The following is a 23,080-nucleotide window of genomic DNA, read 5'->3' as shown; positions in this document are numbered from 1 at the left end:
TTAATAATACTTTAAAATCAAGCTTTTTAACTTATGCCAAGGCCGTTTAGAGCGCACTGTATTAATCTTTACGTAACGATTTGTTAACCAAACAGAATGTGTGCCATAAGTTTCTAGATCAGCATGTTTAATAATTTTAGTGTTGCAAGCTGAATAGTCAAACTCACTTAATTGAATTATTAAATCAACTTTATCACAATTTTCTAGAATATCTTCTTTTTTATAAGCTAGCAGTACTGATTTATTATTTCCTTTATTATATATACAGCCATAATCGTTGCACTTTAGTCTTTTATCTGGATTGCTATATTTTGTATGATTCAAAATTTGGTTCTGCCCATTTTGCTTCGCCCATGTTTTGACAACAAAGTTCCTATTTTTTCTGGTGAGAGAATATAGTAAGTTATCACTCTCCTTTGCAGCAACATTATCAGCATTTATTAGGATGTCGGGGGTTTTATATGCGGTGCCAAAGCAAATACCTAGTACAATAAAGAAAATTCCGAAGAAACGCCAATTTCTTTCCCACAAGCACAGCCACAATAAACCAAGTGTTATTATAATAATTGATGATGCAGGAAAAGTGCGAATGGGAATAACCAAATACTGAAGACTAGCGATAGCGTTTGTTATATACAAAATACTGACAATTGGGCGCTCTATAAATGGCGCTATAATCCATTCAATACCTAAAGGAATCAATAAGACATAAATTATTCCAAGTGGAATAATAATTAATGTAACTATTGGTATAGCAACTAAATTTGTGATAATGCCACTAATTGAAAAATAATTAAAATTGTATATCGTGTACGGAACAGTTGCTAAACTTGCTATTACTGAGCTGATCATTATCGACACAAAATATTTCATTATTTTTATTTTGAACAATTTATTAGCATTAATTTGATAACTGGCAACCAGTGCCAAAACCGCAGAAAATGACATCTGAAAGCCTGGCTTTAAAATTGCTTCTGGTTCTACTGAGAGTATCACTGCAGCAGCAAACGCAATTGCTATTAACCCTCGATATTTTCTCTCTATCATTATTGCAACGAGTACTAAAATCACCATGATGTAGGCACGCTGAGCAGAAATTTGCATACCGGTAATCAACAAATAAAACGTGGTTGGCAAGATAGTAAGGAATGCAGATATTTTCTTGGTGTTATACTTAAGAGTCAAAGTTTCAGATATTGCAAATAAATTACGAAACACTATAAAAAACAGGCCAGCAACGAATGATAAATGCAGGCCGGATATAGCAAGCAGATGTGCTATACCTGAATCTCTTATCGCATCCATAGTTTTTTGGTCTATTCCGTCCTTTTTGCCGATTAGTAATGCAGAAATTATGTCTGCATGTGGTTTTTTAATATTTTGCTGCAGGTTTTCATAAATGTATTGACGGAAAGATTCTATATATTCTTGAAATTTCCTTGCTTCAGCCTTTTTGTGCAGGGCTATTTTGCTTGTTGCAAAACCTGTAGCGCTTATTTTCTGGTAATATGCTATTCTTGCAAAATCGTATGCATACTCCGAAGGCGCAATCTTTAGAGGGAAGAGTTTTGCTGATAATTTTACTTGATCGCCTATTTTAATGCCTTTTTCCACTTTGGTTCTCACTGATATTCTGATGTTATCTAGAGCTCTATCCGGTGTCATTCCAGCGCGTAACTCTGGAATCCATATCTTTTTTTTCTGGATCCCAGTATCAAGTACTGGGATGACAAAAGGGGGTGCTGGGATGACAGGAAAGGATTTTGAGATAGTAGAGGGTTTTGTAACAGAAAGCAGGAATTGTTTGTATGAGCCCCTGTCGTTAATATCCTTCACTGTGGCAACGATATTTTTTACATACCTCTCTTTATCAAGAATTTGAGTATCAACTAAAGCTGTTCTTAATTTACTGGCTGTAAACCCTATGAGCACTGCAATTAAAGCGATACATAATATCGCGTACCTTTTATACAATATTGCAATCAAAATTAGTATAGGTGAAAGCAAAAGAAAAGTAGATATAGTGAAAATGCAGCTTGGTTCAAAACTTAGGGAAAAATAGGTTAAAATCCCTACACACTGACACACAGGAAACCACAGTATCAAGTTATATTTTTCATTACGTAGGTTATGATGTATATAGCTAACTATTATGTCAAAAAAAGTTAATAAATATACTAATATACGACCCATAGCGGATTTTATCCTTGTATATCCTATAATTGCAAGTATAATAGCTAAATAAACAACGACGCGGGATGGAGCAGCTCGGTAGCTCGTCAGGCTCATAACCTGAAGGCCGTAGGTTCAAATCCTACTCCCGCAACCATTTTCCAACTGTGCGAATATTGTGGTTTCAGGCAGCTTATACAAACCAAAACTTACTTGACAAATTCCGCCAACCCCCTTATCATGAAACTGAAGCTATTTATTTATCTTCGCAATCTGTGCAGGTTAATGACAAAAAACTTAGGGTATTTGGCGTCTCATGTTTAATTTTTCGCACTACGTGCATCGCATGTCTTTAAAAATTTCTAGGTTTTTACCTATATAAGCCGAAACGCGCTTATAAAGCGTTTAAGACAGTATAGAACGCCAATTTGCAGGATTAGAGAGTGACAACTAGCTAACACGGGATATCTTTTGCCTTTTTTTCTGCTTAGTAAATTTCTTAAACATTTATGACTAAAGGTTAGTTGCATTAAAAAGCAGCTAAGTCGCGGTTATTAGACGTTTAAAACATAAAAAAACGCCAATGTTTTTAAATAGATATTAGTCGGGGCTTCTTTTGCCTTTTTTTTCGTTTGGTAAATTTCTTAATATTTATGGCTAACATGAACAAATATTTAAGAGTAACTTCCGCTAGTAACGCTAATGTGGAAAGTGTTGAGGATAGGCAACAAAAATGCTTATATAAAAAATTATTGCTAAAAACGGGAAAACCATGAACAAAGAGCATAACTAAACTACTAATGACTGCTGAGTGAACTTAAGATCCAATACAGACTGCTTAGCCTTTAACACTTGCTCTTCACCATGAACAATGCGTTGATAAATAGTTTCTTTTGAGCATTCTTTTTTTAAGAACCTAAAAGCAGATGCAGCAAGATATTCTCTATTTTCTTCAAATGCTAACCAGTAACGGTCTTCTTGCTCACATACAAAACCTGTTGTGTTAGAACCAGCAAAAATATCTAAAACAACATCTCCTGGTTGTGTTAGAAACCGAATAAAAAATTGAGGTAATTTAGCAGGGAATCGAGCTGGATGCTCTTTTACACCTAGTTCCTTACATGCAGCAAGATACTGGCTGTTAGATTCTGAATTGGGAATCTGCAAAAGATTTGATGGAATAGCTCCTCCATTATCTTTACCAAAGCTACTACCAATATTATGTCCTGATGGTCGTTCTTTTGGAGTATAATAAGCCTTTGGGTTCTCGATAAGTTTTTTCATGCGGCCACTGTATTCCACTAGCACCTTTGTGACATCTGCTTTAGGCCACTCAGTTTTGCTGAACCACCATACTGTATTAACAGAATCTTTTGCTCTGATTTTTCTCTTATTTACCCATTCAATTGGACTTGGCAATTTAGAAGGATTATACCAATAGAAATCTTCTGCAAGGAAGAAGCCTATGTCATCACAGAAATGTATAAGCACTCTAAAATTATATAAACTTCTGGATGGCACGCCTTTTTCATAAGCCCCACCTAGATCAAGTACAAAACTGCCTGTATCTTTGAGTTTGCTATGTACTAATTTTGCAAATTGACTAAGCCATGCAACATATTCGGCTTGGGATTCATTTCCATATTCTTTTTTTCTTTGCAAAGCAAACGGTGGACTGGTTATTACGAGATCTAAGCTATTATCTGGTAATTGCGGCAATAGGTTAAGAGAGTCTCCACAATATGCAGCTCCCCTATCTGTAGTATATGTGGGTTTATTATTAAATTTAAATTTTTCCAATATATGTGCCATATGAAAGATACTTATAGTCTGTAGACTTATAATTGTCAACTATTATCTTACAAAGATGACAAAAATAAAAAAACAATCTTTGCGGTTACTTCTTTCCCAGAATATACGAAAGATAAGAAATATAAAAGGGCTTTCCCAAGAAACTCTTGCTGATTTATGTGAATTACACAGAACATATATAGGCTCCGTTGAACGTGGTGAGAGAAATATCTCTATAGATAATGTTGAGCGCATAGCAGATGCCCTTGGTGTTGAACCCACTGCACTTCTAAATCAGGATCAAGACAGAAAATGTCTGAAAGATATATTTCCTCATATACAGAAGTATCAGGAGTTTGCTGTTAAGTACGGTATAAATGATATCTTTCAGGATAACGGCGGGAAAATCCTACAAGTCTTATTACTAACTGGACTCACTATTCTTCCAGCACGCGAGGGAAATGATGCCATTGATGAGTATGGTAATGAATATGAGCTTAAATCAGTAAATATTCTTCTTACAAAAAGCTTTTCTACTCATCATCATATGAATCCTACAATAATTGCAAAATACCGAAAGGTAGATTGGATATTTGCTATTTATGAAGGAATAGAGCTAAAAGAAATATATAAATTAACGCCGCAAGACCTTGAACCATATTATATTACATGGGAAAAGAAATGGCATGATACTGGTGGTAAAGACATCAATAATCCCAAAATTCCTTTAAAATACGTCAGAGATAAAGGTAAGCTTCTTTATCATTGTGATGAAAGAGTATGTGACCGCCACTAACTTCCTCCATCCCAGGTTGATTTTAAATTGTCCGGAATGCTGTATTATTTAAAATCCTAACATTTAACTCTTTTTTTGATAAACTTGTTTATTTGCTGTTTATTAAAATTTTCACTTCAAAATTTAACCTCACCAAAAGTATAAGAAGCCTGTCCAATGAAAAATTTGCAGTCCTTAACCTTCTATAGCTAACCCAAGAAAGGTTTTCCTACGTCATACCGTCGCGGCGCTAACAAGTAGCGGAATGACGGTTTTTCAAATTATCGGTAAACCTAAGTCACTTTAGCTATAAAATTATAAGTTATTTGCTCTTTTTTATCCTTAATCCGGAATTCGGATTAGTAGGGTGTCATCCAATTCTCAATGGTCAATCAAGAAGCAACTGCAATAACGTTAGGGATATAATTGTTCCACTTTCCAATTGCTTTTCCCAATAAGGGTGTACCTAAATCTGGTGTGTCTCCTATATTCACCTTCTTGCCAAAATTCAATTACTTTTGGGATTACACAAAATCCCACCCAAAAGTCAGGACGAGAAACTTGTGTATTGTAAAATTCTTTCTCCTTCAATTTTATAGCTTGCTCAAAATCTTGCCAATTTTTCAGAACGCTCGATTGTTTTGAGCACCATGCGCTAATTTGACTATCGCGCGCTCGAGAAGAGAAGTATTTGTCAGTTCTTTCATCGTTTAGAAGTTTAACATCTCCTTCAATTCGTACTTGCCTAGCAAATTCTATCCAATGAAACACTAACGCAGCTTTGGGGTTCTCAGTCAATTCTTTCCCTTTTTTACTGTTTACGTTAGTGAAAAACACAAAACCTTCTTTACTATATTCCTTTAGTAATACTACTCTTGCAGATGGAATACAGTCTTTGCTACAAGTTGCTAGTGTCATTGCAGTTGATGAAGAATTAAGTACTGCTTTGTACCACTTTGAAAACAAATCAAACGGATCTTTTTCAGGTGAGAATGTCATATTCAAAAATAAAACCTTAATTCTGGCATGCGTTGCAAAAATAAGTGCTACGGCCATTTTGTCGTATAAGTGTTATGATATTGTTGCAGATCTTGCAAGGTTTTTGAACTTTACCATATACGTAAAAGTTATTTTGAAAGTATCCAGCAGATCCAGATGGCTGTGCATAATCTTTCAGTGTTGAACCGCCTGCAGCAATTGCATCACTCAGAGTATTTTTTATTTCAGCAGCAAGTTTTTCGCACTCTCTATAGGTCAAGTCTTTTGCTGACCTGAGTGGTGATAAACGAGCTCTAAACAAACTTTCAGAAGCGTATATGTTGCCTATGCCAACTATTAATTTATTGTCCATTAATGCTGATTTGATATTCACTTTTTTGTTTTTCAGCAACTCCTGTAAATAGTCTCCACTGAATTCATCCGTGAGGGGCTCTATTCCGAAACCGTCAAAAAAATTTATTTCTTGTTCTTTGCTTAAAATAATAACTAATCCAAATCTTCTTGGATCATTAAAGATTATTGAAGTATCATCGGAAAATAAAAATACCACGTGATCGTGCTTATTCCGCACTTGATCATGGTCAGCATATATAAGCTTTCCGCTCATGCCAAGATGTATGATTACAGCCATACTACTATCTGTATTCCAGATTATGTACTTACCTCTACGTTTGATATCATTTATGACTCTGCCCTTTAGCATATCATCAATATTTTTTGTTATTGGGGCACGTAAATTCCAATTATTAACTATAACATTACTAATTTGCTTGTTTTTAATTTTATCAAGCAAGAAGTTAGAGATTATTTCCACTTCCGGTAGTTCTGGCATGATACCTCCTTCAAAACTTAAGTTTCTGATGGTAATTTTGTCATTAAAGCTTCCTCAAATACATTCGAGTATTCTGCGGTGCTTTCTCCTAAAAATTCCTCACCATAAACGAGTTTTGAAAGGGTTCTCTGTCTACTCTGTTGCTGCTTTTTTCTTTTCAAAATATTTTGCTTTAAAGCTTTCGCTAATCTTTTTTTCTCCTCTTCTTTTTCCTTATTCCTTTTTGTATTATTCATTATCATAATATATAAACTTGCCGTTGTAGCTCAGGTGGTAGAGTACGTCATTGGTAATGACGAGGTCCCAAGTTCGAGTCTTGGTAACGGCACACTGATTATACTTATAATATTGCATAACTTGCAAGCAAGGCTTAAAAGAAAGTTACAGAGGTAGGTTATCATGCTTTTTCCATATCCTTTCTACTTTCTTGTTTTTGAGTAGCTCTAATGCTTTGTGAAAGTGATGCCTTGTTTTACTTGGCACTATAATGTCATCAATGTATCCATGTGATGCAGCAAAAAATGGATTAGCAAATTTCTCTTTATATTCTTTGATTAACGTTTGCTTGTCTTTTTCATGCCTAAATATAATTTCAACTGCACTTTCAGGGCCCATTACAGCTATTTCAGCAGTTGGCCAAGCATAATTTATGTCACCTTTTAAATGTTTCGAGTTCATAACGATATATGCACCACCATACGCTTTTCTAGTGATAAGGCTAATTTTCGGCACAGTCGCTTCAGCGTAAGCGTAAAGCAGTTTCGCTCCGTGTTGTATTATATTATTGTATTCTTGATTTGTACCCGGCAGAAATCCTGGAACATCAATAAGTGTGATGATCGGAATGTTAAATGCGTCACAAAACCTTACAAATCTTGCAGCTTTTCTTGAAGAATCAATATCCAAACATCCTGCAAGGTGCATAGGTTGATTTGCAACAATACCAACAGTATTTCCTCCAATCCTACTAAAACCAATTATAATATTACGAGCAAAATCAGGTTTTAGTTCAAAGAATTTCTTCTCATCGCACACCTTTTCAATAAGTTCATACATATCATAAGGAGTATTAGGATTGCTAGGAATCAGAGTATTTAAAGATTCATCAATATCATTAACTGAATCACAGGTTGATTTAGGTTTCGGTGATTCTTGATTATTTGCTGGTAAGAAAGTAAAGAATTCACGCATTTTTAGCAGCATTTCAACATCATTATTGAATGCAAAATCCGCTACTCCTGTTTTGCTTGTATGAATTTTTGCTCCACCAAGGTCTTCGAAACTTACATCTTCGTAGGTAACCTTTTTTACTACATCTGGCCCGGTTATAAACATGTATGAACTATTTTTCACCATGAAAGTAAAATCAGTTAATGCTGGAGAATAAACCGCACCTCCCGCACAGGGGCCCATAATTAGAGAAATTTGTGGTATAACGCCTGATGCATTTACATTCCTCTGAAAAATTTCTCCATAACCAGCAAGAGAATTTACTCCCTCCTGAATTCTGGCTCCACCAGAGTCATTTAGTCCGATAATTGGAACCCTGGCATTGATCGCCATATCCATAATTTTGCATATTTTTTTTGCGTGCGATGCACCTAGCGACCCACCAAAGACAGTAAAATCCTGAGAGTAAACAAAAACTTTCCTGCCATAAATAGTACCATGACCAATTACAACTCCATCACCTAGGAAATTAGCATTTTGCATGCCAAAATCATCTGCGTGATGCTTCACGAATTTATCGTATTCTTCAAACGAATTTTCATCGAGCAGTATGCTAAGTCTTTCTCTAGCAGTTAATTTGCCTTTCTCGTGTTGTTTGTTGATTCTATCAGAACCGCCTCCTTTTTCGGCTTCTAGTGATTTGGTCTGTAGGTTTTCTAGTATTTTAAAGTCTTGCATAAAGTAAGGTAGTTTTCAAATTAATTGTAAACCTTATTAAGCTTACAAACTCTACTCACTATACACATACACTATTGCATGTGGCAATAGTGTATGTGTATAACAATTATTAAAACTTTAACCTTGATGTTGGTGATTATAATGAGAACACTTTAATATACTAACTTCTTCCAGAACACTAAATGGCTCACTTTGTTTTCCGTTTTTCTCTTCGACAAAACTTTTAGCAGCTTCAACAACCTTGCTTATGCGAGGTTCTTTTTCTAGCTCTTTTAGGTACTTTGAGAAGATTTCACAACTTTTATCATCCACATGCACCATTATTTTGCCAAAGCTTGAGGCATTTTCTGGTTTGTCAGCCTTTTCAGAAGATAGAGTCATTACAATCTTTTCACTGTTGCTTATTGGAAAAGTCATTTGGAACCTGCCCTTTATATCATGATATTTTCCATCTTGTATTCGTATTACATCATCTCCTTCCCCAATCTTTAATGCTCCATCTAAATTTTGAAATTCTGGATTACTCAGAAATTTTGTAGGAATCACAATGCTTGCTTCTGGACACTGTATACAATAAAATTTATTATCTCTTTCTACTATAACATCTTTTATCACATTTTCTTCTCCATCTTTTTCAATGCTGTCACATACAATTTGTTTTAGGCTCGATAAATAGTTGATACGTTTTTCTATCAAATCTGGTGGTAAGAATTGCAAAGGTTCCTCACTCACATAAGTGCCTGTTAAAACTAGGTCGGATATTTTTGACGAAAGAAGATCTAATTGGCATTTTTCATAAGTGGACAACCCTTGCATTTTTAGGGTATATAAGTTGCGCACCAAAAAATCTATTAATGATGTATTCTCAGAGAACACATTACATGGCATACCAAACAGGATCTTTTTATCTTCTCTAAGTGCTATGAGTTCTAGCGATTTCTTTATTATTCCCTCTGCGACTGTTTCATTGCTATACAAGTGTGAGGTGTTAGTTTGACATCTTGTATTCAATAATGTACTTAAGGTATTTTTTCGTACACATTCATCAACTTGTTTATATATTGCTATGTCTGGTTGAGGCGCGCCCGTTACTTCTAAATCTTCAAGCTCATCTTCATTTTCTATTATAAACGTTTTATTTAATATGTGATCAGGTGTATCTTTATCATCTTCTATAAAAGCTTTATTTAATATATTGCGATCAGATTCATCCTCAGGCTCATTTGTAAAACACCTATAAAAACTAGGACATCGTTTATCTATAGGCGTTTTATTTGGTACATTGTGATCAGATGTACCTTCACCCTCAGACTCATCTATATTTTCATTGTATTCTGTAGAACAACTGCCTTCACTATCCTCTTCTATTATATGCAATTCAGATAATGAAGTTGTATCAAGCACATCATCTTCAAGATGAGTATGATTAGTAGGAGTAGAAGCACGAGTATCATACTCCTCATCTATCGAACCTGGATTATGCTTTTGTATACCTTGACCTACCATATATCCCCCTACTTGACATAATAAAACAAGAAATTCTAGTTATAGTATGCTCGCGTGATCTATGAAGTCAATAGTTAAATTGAAAAATTTCGGTTATAATTTACTTTATATAGAAGGTGCCCTTAAATTATGCTAAAAATCGCTATAATAGGCCTACCAAATGCTGGTAAATCAACTCTTTTTAACAGACTAGTGGGAAGGAAAGCAGCAGTAGTTAGTAACATTCCAGGAGTGACAAGGGATAGACGTGAGGGAATAGGCAGAATTAGCGATTTAGAGTTTAAAGTTATAGATACCGGAGGATGGAATGACCAAACTAATTTTTCACTACAAGTTATTGAACAGATTGAATTTTCTTTGTTGAGTGCAGATATAATTTTCTTTCTTGTTGATGCAAAAGTGCAAAATGAGCAAAACAAAGAATTTGCAAAGTGGCTAAAGAGAAAAATGAATAAACCTGTAATCCTCATAGCAAATAAATGTGAGAGTCATAAATCCGAAAATGTTGATTATTTGCAGTTTTTTGATTTTCTTGGCCCGGTGTATATCTCTGCCGAGCATAATCTTGGCATGGTTGATCTTTATGATGTATTAGCTGGTGTTATTGAAAATTTGAACGAAAACACTGATCTATTGGGCAGTGAGTCCAGTAAACTCAGAATTGCAATCATCGGTCGCCCAAATGTCGGAAAATCAACTTTTTTAAACAGCCTACTTACAGAAAACAGACTAATAACAAGTTCAGAGCCAGGCACCACACGTGATTCTGTAGATATTGTATATGATCATAATGGGGAGCTAATTACTCTCATTGATACTGCAGGAATCCGCAGAAAGGCGAATGTTATAGATGACTTAGAATCAAGATTTGTTGAAAAAAGCTTAGAATCAATCAAGCGCTCTCATGTGGTAGTTTTAATGCTAGACTCCCTAGTTGGTATTGAGCAGCAGGATTTATCAATTGGTGAAGCTGCAATTAAGGGAGGGAAAGGGATTATTGTTGTTTTAAATAAGTGGGATTTAATAGGTAAGGATGACAGAAGCAAGTTGATAAAATTTGTAAAACAGCAAGAAGTAACCAGGTTATTCTTAGAAGTGCCAACTGTAACAATTTCTGCATTGAAAGGCATGCGCTGCGGCGATGTGATAGATAAGTGTCTTGAAGTGAGTGAATCTTTGAACAAGAAAGTCAGCACTGCAAAACTGAATAAGTGGCTAATTAATGCTTTAGATAGGCACTCTCACCCGCTTGTAAAAGGCAAAGCAGTTAAAATGAAGTATATCGCTCAAATTGGTACTAAACCTCCAGCTTTTTCTTTGATATGTAACATACCTGAAAGTGTTGATGAAAGTTACAAACGCTATTTAATTAATGATCTTAGAAAAAATTTCTTCGTAGATGGTGTGCCAGTCAGATTACTTTTGAAAAAAAATAAAAATCCCTATGCAAAATGAATATTCTGCTTTATACTTTTAGGGTTCTTTATAATAATTTACTTAAAGTCGTGTGTAATAACTCCAGAATTCCTACAATCTTTCTGCTATCAAGTGCTTTTGCTCTAATTTTTGCATATGTACTAGAATATTTTTTCAACATGCTGCCATGCAAGTTATGTACATACGAGCGGGTAGTTTACTATGCTGCAGGGTTACTTGCAGTAGTATGCATGCTTAAAGACAACAAAATTCTAATCTATGCAATGTTTTGCAGCTACCTCATAGGTGCAGTAATATCTTTTTATCATGTAGGTCTTGAACTCCACTTATTTCATGATGTTTTAGGTTGTACAGAGCAAGCAAGTGGTAACGTTAGTATAGAAGAGCTCAGAAATAATCTACTAAATCCTAATTACTCTCCATCTTGCGACAGGCCTCATTACGTTCTAGGTGTTTCCTTAGCAACATGGAATTTAATTTATCTCATAGCAGCTCTGTTCGTATCAGGTAAGGTGTATTGTGGAGAAAGAAAGAAATCTAAATAATTTAAGGTACAGCAACAATCAGTTCTTGCAACAGGCAATTAGAGTAAATCATGCTGGGGAATATGGAGCTATTTGCATTTATTCTGGTCAAAAATTTATTCTTAAAAAATCTTCTATAATCAATGAAATAATTGAAATGGAAGAGCAGGAAAAAAAGCATTTTCACTATTTTAATGAGAAAATCAAAGAGCAAAAAGTTCGTCCTACTGTTTTGTTGCCAGTTTGGCGTGTTTTAGGAGTGTCACTTGGTGTTGCAACTGCCATTATGGGCAAAAAAGCTGCTATGGCTTGCACCGCTGCAGTTGAAGAAGTGATCGGGGAGCACTACAAAGAGCAAGTTTCACATTTAGAAGATGGAGAATTAAAAGAAACTATAAGTAAATTTCGCGACGAGGAGTTAGAGCACAAAGATATTGCAATTCAGCACAATGCTGAAAGCGCATTTGGTTACAATATCTTATCTTCATTCATAAAAACAGGCTGCAAAGCTGCTATTTACTTGTCCAAGTTAATTTAACTAAGCAGCTTTCTTAAAGTGTTTTTAATGTTTCTCTAACAATAGAAACTAGAAAGAAATTCAAGTGTAACAGTTACTTTACGACTATATTTACATATTATCATTATTAATCAATACTTGTAAATTAATTGTATTCGGAGTATAGGTTACAAAAAGGTGGCAAAAGTGCGTTTTGAATTAGAAACGGGAGACCTGTGTCACAGGTTATCATGTGGCTGCTAAAGTAAGTAATGGTTTAGAGGTTGATATGAATCTTGAAGAATTTGAAGACTTAAAAGCACAAGTTCAATATTTAGAAGGTGTGGTGCGGGTTCTGCAGAAAAGAGTAGGAGAAATGACAGGACCTCCTGGGTATCAAGGTATTCCAGGTGAAAAAGGAATGCTTGGTTTTCCAGGTCAAAATGGTGATAAGGGTGAAAAAGGAATGCCTGGTTTTCCAGGTTCAAAAGGTGCCCCAGGTCAAGATGGTGTTCACGGTCGAGATGGTACTGGAGGTTGGGTAGATCTTATAGGTCCTTCTGGGTATCAAGGTATTCCAGGTGAAAAAGGAATGCCTGGTTTTCCAGGTCCAAATGGTCTTCCAGGTTCAAAAGGTGAGCCGGGAAGCGATGCAAAGCCCGAGGATGTGGCAGATATTTTATTAAGTAAAATACAAAGATTCAGAGAAGTCCTGTTTAATACGCCTGTAACTACATTAGAAGGTAAAACACTTGTGGAGTATATTATGCAAGACCTGCCGAAGGATATTGTAGGGGATGAGGACTTTAGAAAAAGTATAAAGGGTGAGAGAGGTGAGCCAGGTTGAGTAGGTCCAAAAGGTGATACAGGTTTTCGAGGTCATCCAGGTTTACAAGGTCCAGCAGGTCAACAAGGCCCTCCAGGTTTTCAAGGTCATCCAGGAGAGAAAGGAAAAATTGGCGATCGAGTCCCCGAAGGTCCTATAGGCAGTCGAGGACAGAAAGGTGAAAGGGGCTCAGAAGGTAAAAGGGGCCAACCAGGTCATACAGGTTCTCCAGGTCCAAAAGGTGATCAAGGAGATAGAGGTGAACTTGGACCAGAAGGTCCAGATGGACCAAAAGGTGATCAAGGAGATAAAGGTGAATTTGGATCACCAGGAATAACTGGAGAAAAAGGTGATACAGGTCCTAAAGGAGCAGATGGAGCTCCTGGCCCTAAAGGTAATCAAGGGAATGCAGGTTCAAAAGGTGATAAAGGTGAACAAGGCCAAAGGGGCTCCAATGGCACGCAAGGTTTGCCAGGCACAGCAGGCCCTAAAGGAGTAGATGGAATTCGTGGTCCAAAGGGTGACAAAGGTGATGTTGGTCCTAATGGAGCAGTAGGGCCTCAAGGTAATACTGGAGCACCTGGAGCTCAAGGTTTCCCAGGACCAAAAGGTGATACAGGTCCTAAAGGTATTCAAGGAATACAAGGTCCTCAAGGCTTGAAGGGTGATAAAGGAGATACTCCAAGTGCTACAGAAATTGCAACTGAATTAGTTACTAGTGAAAAAGCTAAGCTAGGAAAAGCAGTGCTTGATGCAGAGGACAGCAGTGGTAAAAACCTTGTAACCCAAATTGCTGGTGAAGTTGTTAATCTTAGTCCACAGGACTTTGTGAATAAAGTTGATGCAACAAAACTCACTGAAGGAGTAGTACATAAACTTTCTCCAGAGGAAGCGAAAAGAATTGTAGAAGATATTGTGAATGCGATAACAAGTGATGCTACAAAAAAAAATAACCCTGATCCTAGCGCCTTCAAGAAATATGAAAAGTTTGCAGAAAAACTTGCTGAACTACTTGTTGATAGAAGCAATATAAGTAATACAGATACCAATACTCTTGTAGAAAATAAAGTGAGTGATTGGGGACTTGCTAAGTATCTCCTGTTACATAGTAATTTGAATGAGCAAGAAAAAGCTCGTCGTATGGTAGAACAAGAAATAGATAAGGAAAAATTAGCTAGGTATTTAATTGAGTATACTAAATTAGAAGGTGATGTAGATGAAGCAAGGACAATAGTTGAAGGTATTGTTAATAACTTCCTTAACACCAAAATAGATGAATTAGGGAAAGCAGTACTAGAAGCGAAAGATGATCAAGATAAAAAAATCTTAGTGAATGATCCAGCCTTACAAAAAGGAGTAGCAGAAGAGTTGAGAAAAAATCCTGGACAAATAAAAGGAGAAAATGGAACGCAAGGTGTGCCTGAACTAAAAGGTGATCAAGGCAATGCAGGTCCAGTAGGTCCGAAAGGTCCTCAAGGCTTTAATGGTACCCAAGGGGAGAAAGGTAATGTTGGTCCTCAAGGTAAACAAGGTCTAAGTGGAGCGAAGGGAGATAAAGGTAAGCTTGGAATTCAAGGTTTAAGCGGTGAGAAAGGTGATATGGGTGATCAAGGTCTGCCAGGTTTGCAAGGACAGAAAGGTGATGAAGGCAAAATTGGAGTCCCAGGTGCGGACGGACTAAAAGGAGAAGTTGGTCCGAAAGGTTTTAACGGTACTCAGGGTGATAAAGGAGAACAAGGTCCTCAAGGCTTCAATGGCACGCAAGGTCTGCCAGGTTCAGTAGGTCCTAAAGGTCACCAAGGAGATGTGGGTGATCAAGGTCTGCCAGGTTTACAAGGACAGAAAGATGATGAAGGTGAAATTGGAGCTCCAGGAATAGATGGATTGCCAGGAACATCTGGAGCGAAAGGTTTTAACGGTACTCAGGGTGATAAAGGAGAACAAGGTCTTCAAGGCTTTAATGGTACACAAGGTCTTCCAGGTTTGCCAGGCATAGCAGGCCCTAAAGGAGTAGATGGAGTTCGTGGCCTAAAGGGTAACAAAGGTGATGTTGTTCCTAATGGAGCAGTAGGGCCTCAAGGTAATACTGGAGCACCTGGTAAAGACGGAGCTCAAGGTTTCTCAGGACCAAAAGGTGATATGGGTGATCAAGGCCAAAGGGGTTTCAATGGTACACAAGGTATTCAAGGTGAGAAAGGTGATCTTGGTCCTCAAGGCTTGAAGGGTGATCAAGGAGATAAAGGTGATATAGGTCCAGTAGGTTCTCAAGGTCTAGAAGGTCAGAAAGGTGACATGGGTAATAAAGGTGAAATTGGAGCGCCAGGTCCACAGGGTTTAGTAGGTCCAAGGGGTTTCAATGGTACGCAAGGTGTACAAGGAGATAAAGGTGATATAGGAACTTCAGGTTCAAAAGGTGACACAGGTCCTAAAGGAGCAGATGGATTGCTAGGTATACCTGGACCAAAAGGTGAACAAGGAATACGAGGTCCACAAGGCTTTAATGGCACGCAAGGCATTCAAGGTGACCCAGGTCCACAAGGCAGTAAAGGAGATATAGGCATTCAAGGTCCAAAGGGAGAAGATGGGGTATGTGCTGCAGATGCTGATCAGTTTCTGCGCGAGATGAATCAAACAAAAATTGAAATTCAGAATGCTAAAAAGGCAGCAGAAGATGCTAAAAGTGCTTCTGGAAATTTTGCCAAAGAAGCTCAAGACGCCGAAGGTAAGGTTACAAAACTGCACACTGAAGTGGTGGATTTAACAAAAGAAGCTGAAACCTTTAGAGAAGAGGCTAACAATTTTGCTGATAAAGCATTTCAATCAGAACAAAATACTCAAGCACTTTATAGTAAGGCAAAGGATATATTTTGTAAAACAAAACCTACAGATCAAGTTTGTACTGTACGTAGAAAGAAGAGGGAAATTGAAAAATTAAATAATCCACCAGTGACAAGTGGAGCAAGTAGACCAACTTCATTTATATCTCAAGTAATAAATTTCTTTTATCCTTCTGTAAAACAAGATGAATATAAAATAGAGAATAAAATACAAGAGCTTAATCAAGTGGCAAAAGTAATGGATGCAGCAGATATTGCTATAAAATTTGAAAAAGTATTAGAAGAAACAGCTTCAAAATGCGGCATTCCAAAGAAAAGCCTAAATTTTGATCCAGTAAAACTACAGTCAACCATTCCAGATAGGTCATTATTTAATGATGAAAGTCGTAATGAGCTGTTAAAACTCTTATATTTATCTGCAAAAAAATCATGTCCAAATTACAAACAAACTGATAGATTTTTGACTACTTTCAAAGATCGTATGGAAAGAACATTAGAAAACAATGAGCAACAAAGGGGTTTTGTTAATATTGAGAAAACAGCAACAGATAACGAGCAGCCAAGGAGTTTTATGAGTGATGTCACTTCTCCAAGTAGTTTCAAGGCGATTGATCTGAAGGCTGTTAATTGTTTAAGGTAATAGTATGGGAAATACATTTAAAATAGATAATAAAGATCCGCTCTATAAGAAGCTGATTAAACTTCCTACTGCATATTACAAATTAGAGTTTAATAACAACAAGTATACTATCCATTCACAACTTGGTATGGTGGAAATAGGGAATAAGATTCATGATGTAAAATTAAAGTGGGAAAACAATAGAATAGTTTTATATAAAGGAAGCTCAGCTCTGAAACTAAATGGCGAGGACTTTATTATAGAACAAGAAGCTATTATAGGTGAAAGTAGGGATGATATTATAAGAACGCTTAAATCAAACCCGATAGGGATTTCTCTTAAAGACATAAAAGATAGTTCAGATTTTGGTATCAAATTGTTCATTTCTAGATCTAGTCCAATTGGAGTACTAAACTTCATCAATTTTAATGATGAAAATGATCCAGTACTCAAAAAGATCAAAGAGGAAGAAGGTGGACTTTATTTTACAATAGAAGATGACAAGATCTATATATCAGACAAAGATGGAAAGTGTCTTCCAGTGTGTAAAGATGGTAGCTGCTATAAGTATCAATATACAAAAGGTGAATGTGATGTATTAACAATAAGTGATGTATCAACAGTAATAGAAGGCTTAACTAAGACCGAGCAGAAATTCACTTTGCAAAAAGGAAAAGAATTACTGCCTGATATCTATGAAGCAAATATTGTCTTGAATGATAAGCCCATAGCTACTTTACCAAAAATAGGTTACTACATGCTCGATGATCAATTGATTATGCGTAATCATGTTATACAAGAGAAGGTAGTTATCCCAAGAGATTTTCACTATTTAAAAGTTATTAAATTTAATGATGATGATTATAAATTAACGTTTTGTAATTTTTTAGGTAATGAATTCTTTGAATACAAAAAATACGATCCCCAGTATTCGAACGTTTCAGATGAATATAAATTCATAAGTTTAAATTGTGTAAAAAAAGAATACAATCCAAATCTCAGCGAGTTATTTAGTCATCGGCCATCGTTTTTTATTACAGAAGAATCTCCTGAACCAGGCTCTCCAGGTCACCATTCAGTTGCCGTGTTCGAATTCATAAGTGGTAAAAAAGGTAGGAAAATGGCCACATTAATTGATGAATTTGGCTCTTTCAATAAAGAGGGTAAGTTTCAGTATTGTGATTACCATACAAAAGCAGAGTATGGTGTTTATGATTCTTCTGAGATTAATCTAAAAGAAATGTATACATGGACAGATGCAAATAGCGAATTTTGTTTTGCAGAAGATGACAATATAACTCTTCATACTATTCCAGAGTTATTGTAATTATACGCACCAAATTAGGAAAGAATGAAGTGAAAAAGGAATAATATGGTCAGGCTATAGGATGACAGAAGTTGGCTTTATTAGCTATAGGTGGTATGATACTTAGTCAATTTAAATAAGCAGATGATCTTAGCTACAAAAATATTTTTTACCTCATTTGTTTTTGGGTTTATTCTTTTTCCCTATTTTATAAAGCTTCTAAAAAAAATAAGTAAAGATGGGCAACCAATTAGATCATGTGGACCAGAAAGTCATTTAATAACAAAAAAGAATGTACCACCTATGGGCGGAATAATAATACTGATTTCTTCTTTATTACCAATTTTACTCTGGGCTCAGTTAACACCAGAAATCTTGCTGCTGATATTGATAACTCTATTTTTTGCTCTACTTGGATTTATTGATGATTATTTAAAATTGAAGACAAATCACTATCGAGGTTTAAGTGCAAAAACCAAAATACTTATTCAGTTTATTGTAACTCTGGTTAGTATGTCTATACTTAAGCTATACTCTGCTGAAGGTTTTACAAAAATGTCCCTATTTAAAGGAGTAATAATCGACTTTGGCTATCTATATGTTCCATTCGCTGCATTTGTAATTGTCGGCTCTGCTAATGCTGTGAATCTCACAGATGGTTTGGATGGCCTTGCTGCAACTCAAGTCATCACTTCCTTTGCTTTTTTGGGGCTAATTGCATATATAACTCAAGCAGATATGAATATTACTTTATTCTGCATTGCATTTATAGGAGCTATTTTAAGTTTCTTGTGGTTTAACACACATCCAGCAAAAATATTTATGGGTGATGTTGGTAGCTTGTCGGTAGGCGCAGCTTTAGGGTTAACTAGTGTCCTAATTAAAAGAGAAATGCTTTTTGCCGTTATTGGAATAATCTTTGTAATAGAGACTCTATCTGTGATTATTCAGATATCATATTTTAAATATACAAAGTTTAAATATGGAGAAGGAAAAAGAGTTTTTCTTATGGCACCAATACATCATCACTTTGAGAAGAAGGGGTGGTCAGAAAATGTAATCGTTATGAAATTTTGGATAATTTCTATTATCTGTTCAGTTTTTACTATAACTTTCTTATTATAAAAACCTATGAAATACCCAGACTTTACATTAGAAAATAAATTATCAGGAGTGATAGCAGGAGTGGATGAAGTTGGAAGAGGTCCGCTAGCTGGTCCAGTAATATCCGCAGCCGTAGTGTTTATTGATAGAAATACAATTATTGATGGAATCAACGACTCGAAAAAGTTGACTCCTCAATGTAGGCAAGTTCTGTATGAAAAAATAACATCCGTTGCGAAATTTGGTATAGGAATGGCAAGCGTAGAAGAAATAAATTCATACAATATCTTGCAAGCAACAAAACTTTCAATGAAACGTGCGTTGATAGACTTGGACCTAGAATTAGATTATGTACTAGTTGATGGTAATCAACCACCTGAAGTGAAATGGCAAGTAAAATCCATAGTAAATGGTGATAATTTGAGTACATCAATTGCAGCCGCTTCAATCGTTGCAAAAGTTACGAGAGATCGGCTTATGCAAGAATTGCACAATAAGCATCCTGAATATAATTGGTATAAAAATAAAGGATATGGGACAAAAGAGCACCTTAACGCTATTGGCCTTTATGGAATTACAGAACATCATAGAAAAAACTTTGCACCCATATCTCGGGCATTATAGCCTTTAGATAGTAATCACTTACCTTTTCTGAAAGGCATGTTTTCATTAAATAGGCAAACTGTACTTGATCCATTCCTTAAGGTAAACACTGAACTCACCCTTTCGATTATCAGGTAGTTGTCAGCTGTACGGAAGTTTACTAAAGACTCATACCCTGCAGAATCAACCATAAAAACTGCCGGGAAATCAGAGTTTGTTTTATTGAATTGTAAATATGTAAATTTTCCGTCATCAAAAACCTTAATTGGTATTATTGACTGACTGCCTTTAACGTGCGAGATGGAATAATTGAAATTTAAGCCCTTCTTTACAACTTCAATGTCGTTTATATCAGGAATAATGGTATGACTAGCTTGTTCGAAGATATCGCCGTTATTTGTTGTGTAAATCTCATCACTGCTAAATAATGGATAAAGAAACCTTACTTCATATGCTAATTTTGGATCATCTAGTCCAGTTGCTTCTTCAGCATGAAGTTCAAAGTAATAAACTCTTTTATTGGTAATTATAGTTGCGTTAGTATCGGCAATATCCTCTATAGGCTTAATAAATAATCTGTTACCTTGAGGAAGGAGTTGCCAACCAGTTGAATCACCCATTGAAAGGTTTTGTATTACCTCCCCTGGTTCAAACAATATGCTGGATTGATAACCATAAAAACCCGTATACTTATGTATAGCTTGTGGGTTATAATTTATTACCTTTATGTGATTATCTCCAGCTATTGAACGTGGCTCCTGTTTTGCAAGTGCATCACTACCACAAAAAAACAACAGTACGGCAAACAGTAAACCAATCATAATATCAAAATAAATTAATCTTCATTTTATCATTGATAGACATGCACTGCAACTGTTAAGCTGTACTATAAACTCCAATTATAGGTTAGCAAGGGGTAGAAAAGGCAAGAAATAAGGCAAACTCCTTAAATACTTTAGAACTACAGGAGGCTTCACCTGAACGGATATACTTGGAATCCTGCCATTTTCAATTCGTAAACATACCAAGAATTCTGTCCATTATTCCACCCATATTTGCTTCAGCTTGAGTATACTCTATTTTACCACCGTGCAAGATTAGTTTAATATCTGATCCAGGTGATATATTAACAAATTTACTGCCAACAACTCCACTGCTAGTGATCAGAGCTGAGCTATCAACTGGCAACTTTATATCTCGGCTTACGCACATATCGATTCGTGCTATGTAGGTAGCTTTGTCAAGTGACACACCAGTTATGCTTCCAACGTCCACACCAGAGATCTTGACACTATCACTAACTCCTATACCGTTAGCGTTAGCAAAAAGACCATATATTTTATAGCAATCCTTATAGTTTTTCTTTATGTAAGATAGCTTATCAATAGCAAAGAAAATCAGAAAAATAGTGAAAACTAATACAAATAATCCAGCGGTTATTTCAAGTATATTTGACCTTCGCATCTTTAGTTATCAGGACTCCAGCTTTTATAGTAATTTTTGACTTTTTGGTTTGGATAGTATGCATCTTTTGTACCCGTTAAATTAGGAGTATGTTTTACTTTTCTTTTTTTATTATTAACTGGTACTACATTATCAGTATAGTGAAGCCATATATGCCATTCCGGAGGCACTGTTGTAGGCTCAGAAACACTGCTATACATAATCCACCTTTTCCCTTTACTTGATTCATAGTAAGAATTTCCATTTTCATCTCTTCCTACAAATTTATCTTCTCTTCGTAATAGGCGTTTTATTGCGTTACAAATTTTAGATAACATAAGAGTATTAAAACAAAAAGTATTATATATACTAATACTTTAACGATATATTAACAACAATTTAATGCAATTACCAATTTTACAAGTTATTATACCAATAATTGCATCAATGTTTTGCTTTCTTACCAAGAAACACAAGGTATCTTGGTTTATTTCTTTTATTGCAACAACAATCACTCTTATCATTTCATCAATACTACTCATAAAAACATATAGAGGCGAGATTATAACTTATCACCTTGGAAATTGGGCTCCTCCGCATGGAATAGAGTTAAGAATCGACGTGTTAAACTCCTTGATTCTAACTTTGGTGAATTTTATAGCGCTGATTAGCGTGCTTTATAGCTTTTATATTAACGAAAAAGAAATTAGCAAAAACAAAATCACTGGTTTTTACTCTCTATTTCTACTGTGCTTAAGCGGACTGCTCGGGATTCTAGTAACAAACGACATATTCAATCTTTATGTTTTTTTGGAAATTTCATCTCTTTCTTCTTATGTATTAGTTTCAATGGGAAGGGATAAAAAAGCCTTGGTTGCAGCATTTGAATATCTAATTAGTGGCACTATAGGGGCAACGTTTTACTTGTTTGGTGTTGGGCTTTTGTACTCCATGACAGGAACGCTCAATATGTCTGACATGGCTGAAAGAATAGTTCCATTATACGATAACAACATCATAAAACTTGGCACATTGTTCATTTTTGTTGGTCTCTCAATTAAAATGGCACTGTTTCCATTAAGCAGGTGGCTGATTAATGCATATAGTGAGGCGCCAAGTTTCATTAGCATATTCTTTTCAGGCACAGTGACAAAAGTGATGATATATGTTTTCATTAGGATCTTCTATACTGTTTTCCATCAGAATTTCTTCTTATTTAAACCATCACTAAGCAACGTGATAATTATCCTCGCACTTTGCGCTGTTATATTTGGGTCAATATCTGCAATAACTGCAAAAGATATAAGAAGACTGCTTGCTAATTCTAGTGTCAGCCAAATTGGTTATATAATTTTAGCACTGAGTTTTAACTCAAAAACAGGTGTATTTGCAGCAATTCTTCACATAGTAAACCACAGCATAATAAAAACATCTTTATTCATGGCTGCAGGATGTATTTCTTACAAATTTGATACAACAAAAATAGAGAATTTATCGGGACTCAAGAAATCAATGCCTTATACAGCACTTGCGTTTACTCTACTTAGTTTAGCATTAGTCGGTGTGCCGCTAACAAATGGCTTTGTAAGCAAATGGTATATAATGAAAGCAGTTATAGAATCTCGCGCGTGGATTTCCCTGATAGCTTTTGCTGCCGGTTCTTTTCTTGCACTAATATACATGTGGAAGATGGTAGAGAAAATGTATTTTGAAAATAGTGCAGCATCAAGCGCTGGAATGACACCGGACAAAATCAATGATGTGCCATTTCCTATGCTTTTCTGTCTATTGTTTATGGCAGCTTTAACAATAGTAACTGGAATATATAGCACTCCAATTCGGTTAGTAGTTGAGAAGTTGGTTTTTTGATTTTTATCTTTGTTTCATATTTTACTATACTTT

At 35.7% G+C, this 23,080-nt stretch carries 20 protein-coding genes and 2 tRNA genes; 12 read left to right on the top strand and 10 right to left on the bottom strand.

Going from position 1 to position 23,080, the window contains the following annotated elements; all coding sequences use genetic code 11:
* Positions 1-2,193 (bottom strand): ComEC/Rec2 family competence protein, encoded by a 2,193-nt coding sequence (locus ACE38O_RS01900; RefSeq protein WP_374698901.1) that lies wholly within the window; start codon positions 2,191-2,193, stop codon positions 1-3.
* A gap of 59 nt (positions 2,194-2,252) precedes the next feature.
* Here ACE38O_RS01900 and ACE38O_RS01895 point away from each other — a divergent pair.
* A tRNA-Met gene (locus tag ACE38O_RS01895) sits at positions 2,253-2,329 on the top strand.
* 632 nt (positions 2,330-2,961) lie between these two features.
* Here the strand turns inward: ACE38O_RS01895 and ACE38O_RS01890 are convergent.
* Positions 2,962-3,984 carry a DNA-methyltransferase gene (locus tag ACE38O_RS01890; protein WP_374698900.1) on the bottom strand — a complete coding sequence of 341 codons (1,023 nt, stop codon included), beginning with the start codon at positions 3,982-3,984 and terminating at the stop codon, positions 2,962-2,964.
* A 55-nt stretch (positions 3,985-4,039) separates the two neighbouring features.
* Here ACE38O_RS01890 and ACE38O_RS01885 point away from each other — a divergent pair, with 55 nt between their 5' ends.
* Positions 4,040-4,759, top strand: coding sequence for a helix-turn-helix domain-containing protein (locus tag ACE38O_RS01885; protein ID WP_374698899.1), 720 nt, complete (start codon positions 4,040-4,042; stop codon positions 4,757-4,759).
* A gap of 393 nt (positions 4,760-5,152) precedes the next feature.
* Here the strand turns inward: ACE38O_RS01885 and pdxH are convergent, their stop codons facing one another.
* The 3 genes from pdxH to ACE38O_RS01870 are packed head-to-tail and all read right to left on the bottom strand — an operon-like array spanning position 5,153 to position 6,805.
* Positions 5,153-5,737 (bottom strand): pyridoxamine 5'-phosphate oxidase, encoded by a 585-nt coding sequence (pdxH, locus tag ACE38O_RS01880; protein WP_374698898.1) that lies wholly within the window; start codon positions 5,735-5,737, stop codon positions 5,153-5,155.
* A 16-nt stretch (positions 5,738-5,753) separates the two neighbouring features.
* Entirely contained in the window at positions 5,754-6,569 is an 816-nt protein-coding gene (gene mutM, locus ACE38O_RS01875) for a bifunctional DNA-formamidopyrimidine glycosylase/DNA-(apurinic or apyrimidinic site) lyase (RefSeq protein WP_374698897.1), read from the bottom strand.
* A gap of 17 nt (positions 6,570-6,586) precedes the next feature.
* Positions 6,587-6,805: a hypothetical protein gene (locus ACE38O_RS01870; protein ID WP_374698896.1), complete on the bottom strand. Its 219-nt coding sequence runs from the start codon at positions 6,803-6,805 to the stop codon at positions 6,587-6,589.
* A gap of 19 nt (positions 6,806-6,824) precedes the next feature.
* On the opposite strand from ACE38O_RS01870, the gene ACE38O_RS01865 reads away from it, so the two are divergent.
* Positions 6,825-6,897, top strand: a tRNA-Thr gene (locus ACE38O_RS01865).
* Positions 6,898-6,950: 53 nt separating this feature from the next.
* Here the strand turns inward: ACE38O_RS01865 and ACE38O_RS01860 are convergent.
* Together ACE38O_RS01860 and ACE38O_RS01855 are read right to left on the bottom strand one after the other, a co-directional pair.
* Positions 6,951-8,477, bottom strand: a complete 1,527-nt coding sequence (locus tag ACE38O_RS01860; protein WP_374698895.1) for an acyl-CoA carboxylase subunit beta — start codon at positions 8,475-8,477, stop codon at positions 6,951-6,953.
* 117 nt (positions 8,478-8,594) lie between these two features.
* The gene (locus ACE38O_RS01855; RefSeq protein WP_374698894.1) at positions 8,595-9,983 is read right to left on the bottom strand and encodes a hypothetical protein; all 1,389 of its coding nucleotides are present in this window, start codon (positions 9,981-9,983) and stop codon (positions 8,595-8,597) included.
* A 129-nt stretch (positions 9,984-10,112) separates the two neighbouring features.
* Between ACE38O_RS01855 and der the strand changes: the two genes are divergently transcribed.
* The 8 genes from der to ACE38O_RS01815 all read left to right on the top strand — a co-directional run bounded on the left by der (position 10,113) and on the right by ACE38O_RS01815 (position 19,756).
* A complete protein-coding gene (gene der / locus ACE38O_RS01850) occupies positions 10,113-11,438 on the top strand; it encodes a ribosome biogenesis GTPase Der (RefSeq protein ID WP_374698893.1) in 1,326 nt (441 codons plus the stop codon).
* Entirely contained in the window at positions 11,435-11,965 is a 531-nt protein-coding gene (locus ACE38O_RS01845; protein ID WP_374698892.1) for a disulfide bond formation protein B, read from the top strand. The genes der and ACE38O_RS01845 overlap by 4 nt, the downstream gene beginning before the upstream one ends.
* Entirely contained in the window at positions 11,940-12,482 is a 543-nt protein-coding gene (locus ACE38O_RS01840) for a demethoxyubiquinone hydroxylase family protein (RefSeq protein ID WP_374698891.1), read from the top strand. The genes ACE38O_RS01845 and ACE38O_RS01840 overlap by 26 nt, the downstream gene beginning before the upstream one ends.
* Positions 12,483-12,693: 211 nt before the next feature.
* Positions 12,694-13,287, top strand: a complete 594-nt coding sequence (locus tag ACE38O_RS01835; RefSeq protein ID WP_374698890.1) for a hypothetical protein — start codon at positions 12,694-12,696, stop codon at positions 13,285-13,287.
* A 447-nt stretch (positions 13,288-13,734) separates the two neighbouring features.
* Entirely contained in the window at positions 13,735-16,743 is a 3,009-nt protein-coding gene (locus tag ACE38O_RS01830) for a hypothetical protein (protein ID WP_374698889.1), read from the top strand.
* Between the two features lie 4 nt (positions 16,744-16,747).
* A complete protein-coding gene (locus tag ACE38O_RS01825; RefSeq protein ID WP_374698888.1) occupies positions 16,748-18,049 on the top strand; it encodes a hypothetical protein in 1,302 nt (433 codons plus the stop codon).
* 123 nt (positions 18,050-18,172) lie between these two features.
* Positions 18,173-19,153, top strand: a complete 981-nt coding sequence (gene mraY, locus ACE38O_RS01820) for a phospho-N-acetylmuramoyl-pentapeptide-transferase (protein ID WP_374698887.1) — start codon at positions 18,173-18,175, stop codon at positions 19,151-19,153.
* Between the two features lie 6 nt (positions 19,154-19,159).
* Complete coding sequence (locus ACE38O_RS01815) at positions 19,160-19,756, top strand: ribonuclease HII (protein ID WP_010082329.1); 597 nt, start codon at positions 19,160-19,162, stop codon at positions 19,754-19,756.
* 14 nt (positions 19,757-19,770) lie between these two features.
* Here the strand turns inward: ACE38O_RS01815 and virB9 are convergent, their stop codons facing one another.
* The 3 genes from virB9 to ACE38O_RS01800 all read right to left on the bottom strand — a co-directional run bounded on the left by virB9 (position 19,771) and on the right by ACE38O_RS01800 (position 21,516).
* Complete coding sequence (gene virB9, locus ACE38O_RS01810; RefSeq protein ID WP_374698886.1) at positions 19,771-20,556, bottom strand: P-type conjugative transfer protein VirB9; 786 nt, start codon at positions 20,554-20,556, stop codon at positions 19,771-19,773.
* A gap of 187 nt (positions 20,557-20,743) precedes the next feature.
* Entirely contained in the window at positions 20,744-21,199 is a 456-nt protein-coding gene (locus ACE38O_RS01805) for an outer membrane lipid asymmetry maintenance protein MlaD (protein ID WP_374698885.1), read from the bottom strand.
* 2 nt (positions 21,200-21,201) lie between these two features.
* Entirely contained in the window at positions 21,202-21,516 is a 315-nt protein-coding gene (locus tag ACE38O_RS01800; RefSeq protein WP_064125427.1) for an NADH-ubiquinone oxidoreductase subunit NDUFA12 family protein, read from the bottom strand.
* A gap of 64 nt (positions 21,517-21,580) precedes the next feature.
* Between ACE38O_RS01800 and ACE38O_RS01795 the strand changes: the two genes are divergently transcribed.
* Positions 21,581-23,047, top strand: coding sequence for a proton-conducting transporter membrane subunit (locus tag ACE38O_RS01795; RefSeq protein WP_341822693.1), 1,467 nt, complete (start codon positions 21,581-21,583; stop codon positions 23,045-23,047).
* Positions 23,048-23,080 lie beyond the last annotated feature (33 nt).

The sequence above is a fragment of the Wolbachia endosymbiont (group B) of Limnophora tigrina genome (genome assembly GCF_964263235.1).
In the GTDB taxonomy this organism is placed as follows: Bacteria; Pseudomonadota; Alphaproteobacteria; order Rickettsiales; family Anaplasmataceae; genus Wolbachia.
The sequence above is the reverse complement of the archived record's forward strand: the minus strand, read 5'-3'. Positions and strand labels throughout refer to the sequence as shown.

What these genes read in the sequence shown, in the direction of transcription:
- ACE38O_RS01885 (WP_374698899.1), top strand. Translation starts at nt 4,040, where the DNA reads ATGACAAAAATAAAAAAACAATCTTTGCGGTTACTTCTTTCCCAGAAT.
- ACE38O_RS01890 (WP_374698900.1), bottom strand. Translation starts at nt 3,984, where the DNA reads ATGGCACATATATTGGAAAAATTTAAATTTAATAATAAACCCACATAT.
- mraY (WP_374698887.1), top strand. Translation starts at nt 18,173, where the DNA reads ATGATCTTAGCTACAAAAATATTTTTTACCTCATTTGTTTTTGGGTTT.
- ACE38O_RS01825 (WP_374698888.1), top strand. Translation starts at nt 16,748, where the DNA reads ATGGGAAATACATTTAAAATAGATAATAAAGATCCGCTCTATAAGAAG.
- virB9 (WP_374698886.1), bottom strand. Translation starts at nt 20,556, where the DNA reads ATGATTGGTTTACTGTTTGCCGTACTGTTGTTTTTTTGTGGTAGTGAT.
- ACE38O_RS01805 (WP_374698885.1), bottom strand. Translation starts at nt 21,199, where the DNA reads ATGCGAAGGTCAAATATACTTGAAATAACCGCTGGATTATTTGTATTA.
- ACE38O_RS01815 (WP_010082329.1), top strand. Translation starts at nt 19,160, where the DNA reads ATGAAATACCCAGACTTTACATTAGAAAATAAATTATCAGGAGTGATA.
- ACE38O_RS01855 (WP_374698894.1), bottom strand. Translation starts at nt 9,983, where the DNA reads ATGGTAGGTCAAGGTATACAAAAGCATAATCCAGGTTCGATAGATGAG.
- ACE38O_RS01900 (WP_374698901.1), bottom strand. Translation starts at nt 2,193, where the DNA reads ATGGGTCGTATATTAGTATATTTATTAACTTTTTTTGACATAATAGTT.
- pdxH (WP_374698898.1), bottom strand. Translation starts at nt 5,737, where the DNA reads ATGACATTCTCACCTGAAAAAGATCCGTTTGATTTGTTTTCAAAGTGG.
- ACE38O_RS01845 (WP_374698892.1), top strand. Translation starts at nt 11,435, where the DNA reads ATGAATATTCTGCTTTATACTTTTAGGGTTCTTTATAATAATTTACTT.
- ACE38O_RS01795 (WP_341822693.1), top strand. Translation starts at nt 21,581, where the DNA reads ATGCAATTACCAATTTTACAAGTTATTATACCAATAATTGCATCAATG.
- ACE38O_RS01860 (WP_374698895.1), bottom strand. Translation starts at nt 8,477, where the DNA reads ATGCAAGACTTTAAAATACTAGAAAACCTACAGACCAAATCACTAGAA.
- der (WP_374698893.1), top strand. Translation starts at nt 10,113, where the DNA reads ATGCTAAAAATCGCTATAATAGGCCTACCAAATGCTGGTAAATCAACT.
- ACE38O_RS01800 (WP_064125427.1), bottom strand. Translation starts at nt 21,516, where the DNA reads ATGTTATCTAAAATTTGTAACGCAATAAAACGCCTATTACGAAGAGAA.
- ACE38O_RS01870 (WP_374698896.1), bottom strand. Translation starts at nt 6,805, where the DNA reads ATGAATAATACAAAAAGGAATAAGGAAAAAGAAGAGGAGAAAAAAAGA.
- mutM (WP_374698897.1), bottom strand. Translation starts at nt 6,569, where the DNA reads ATGCCAGAACTACCGGAAGTGGAAATAATCTCTAACTTCTTGCTTGAT.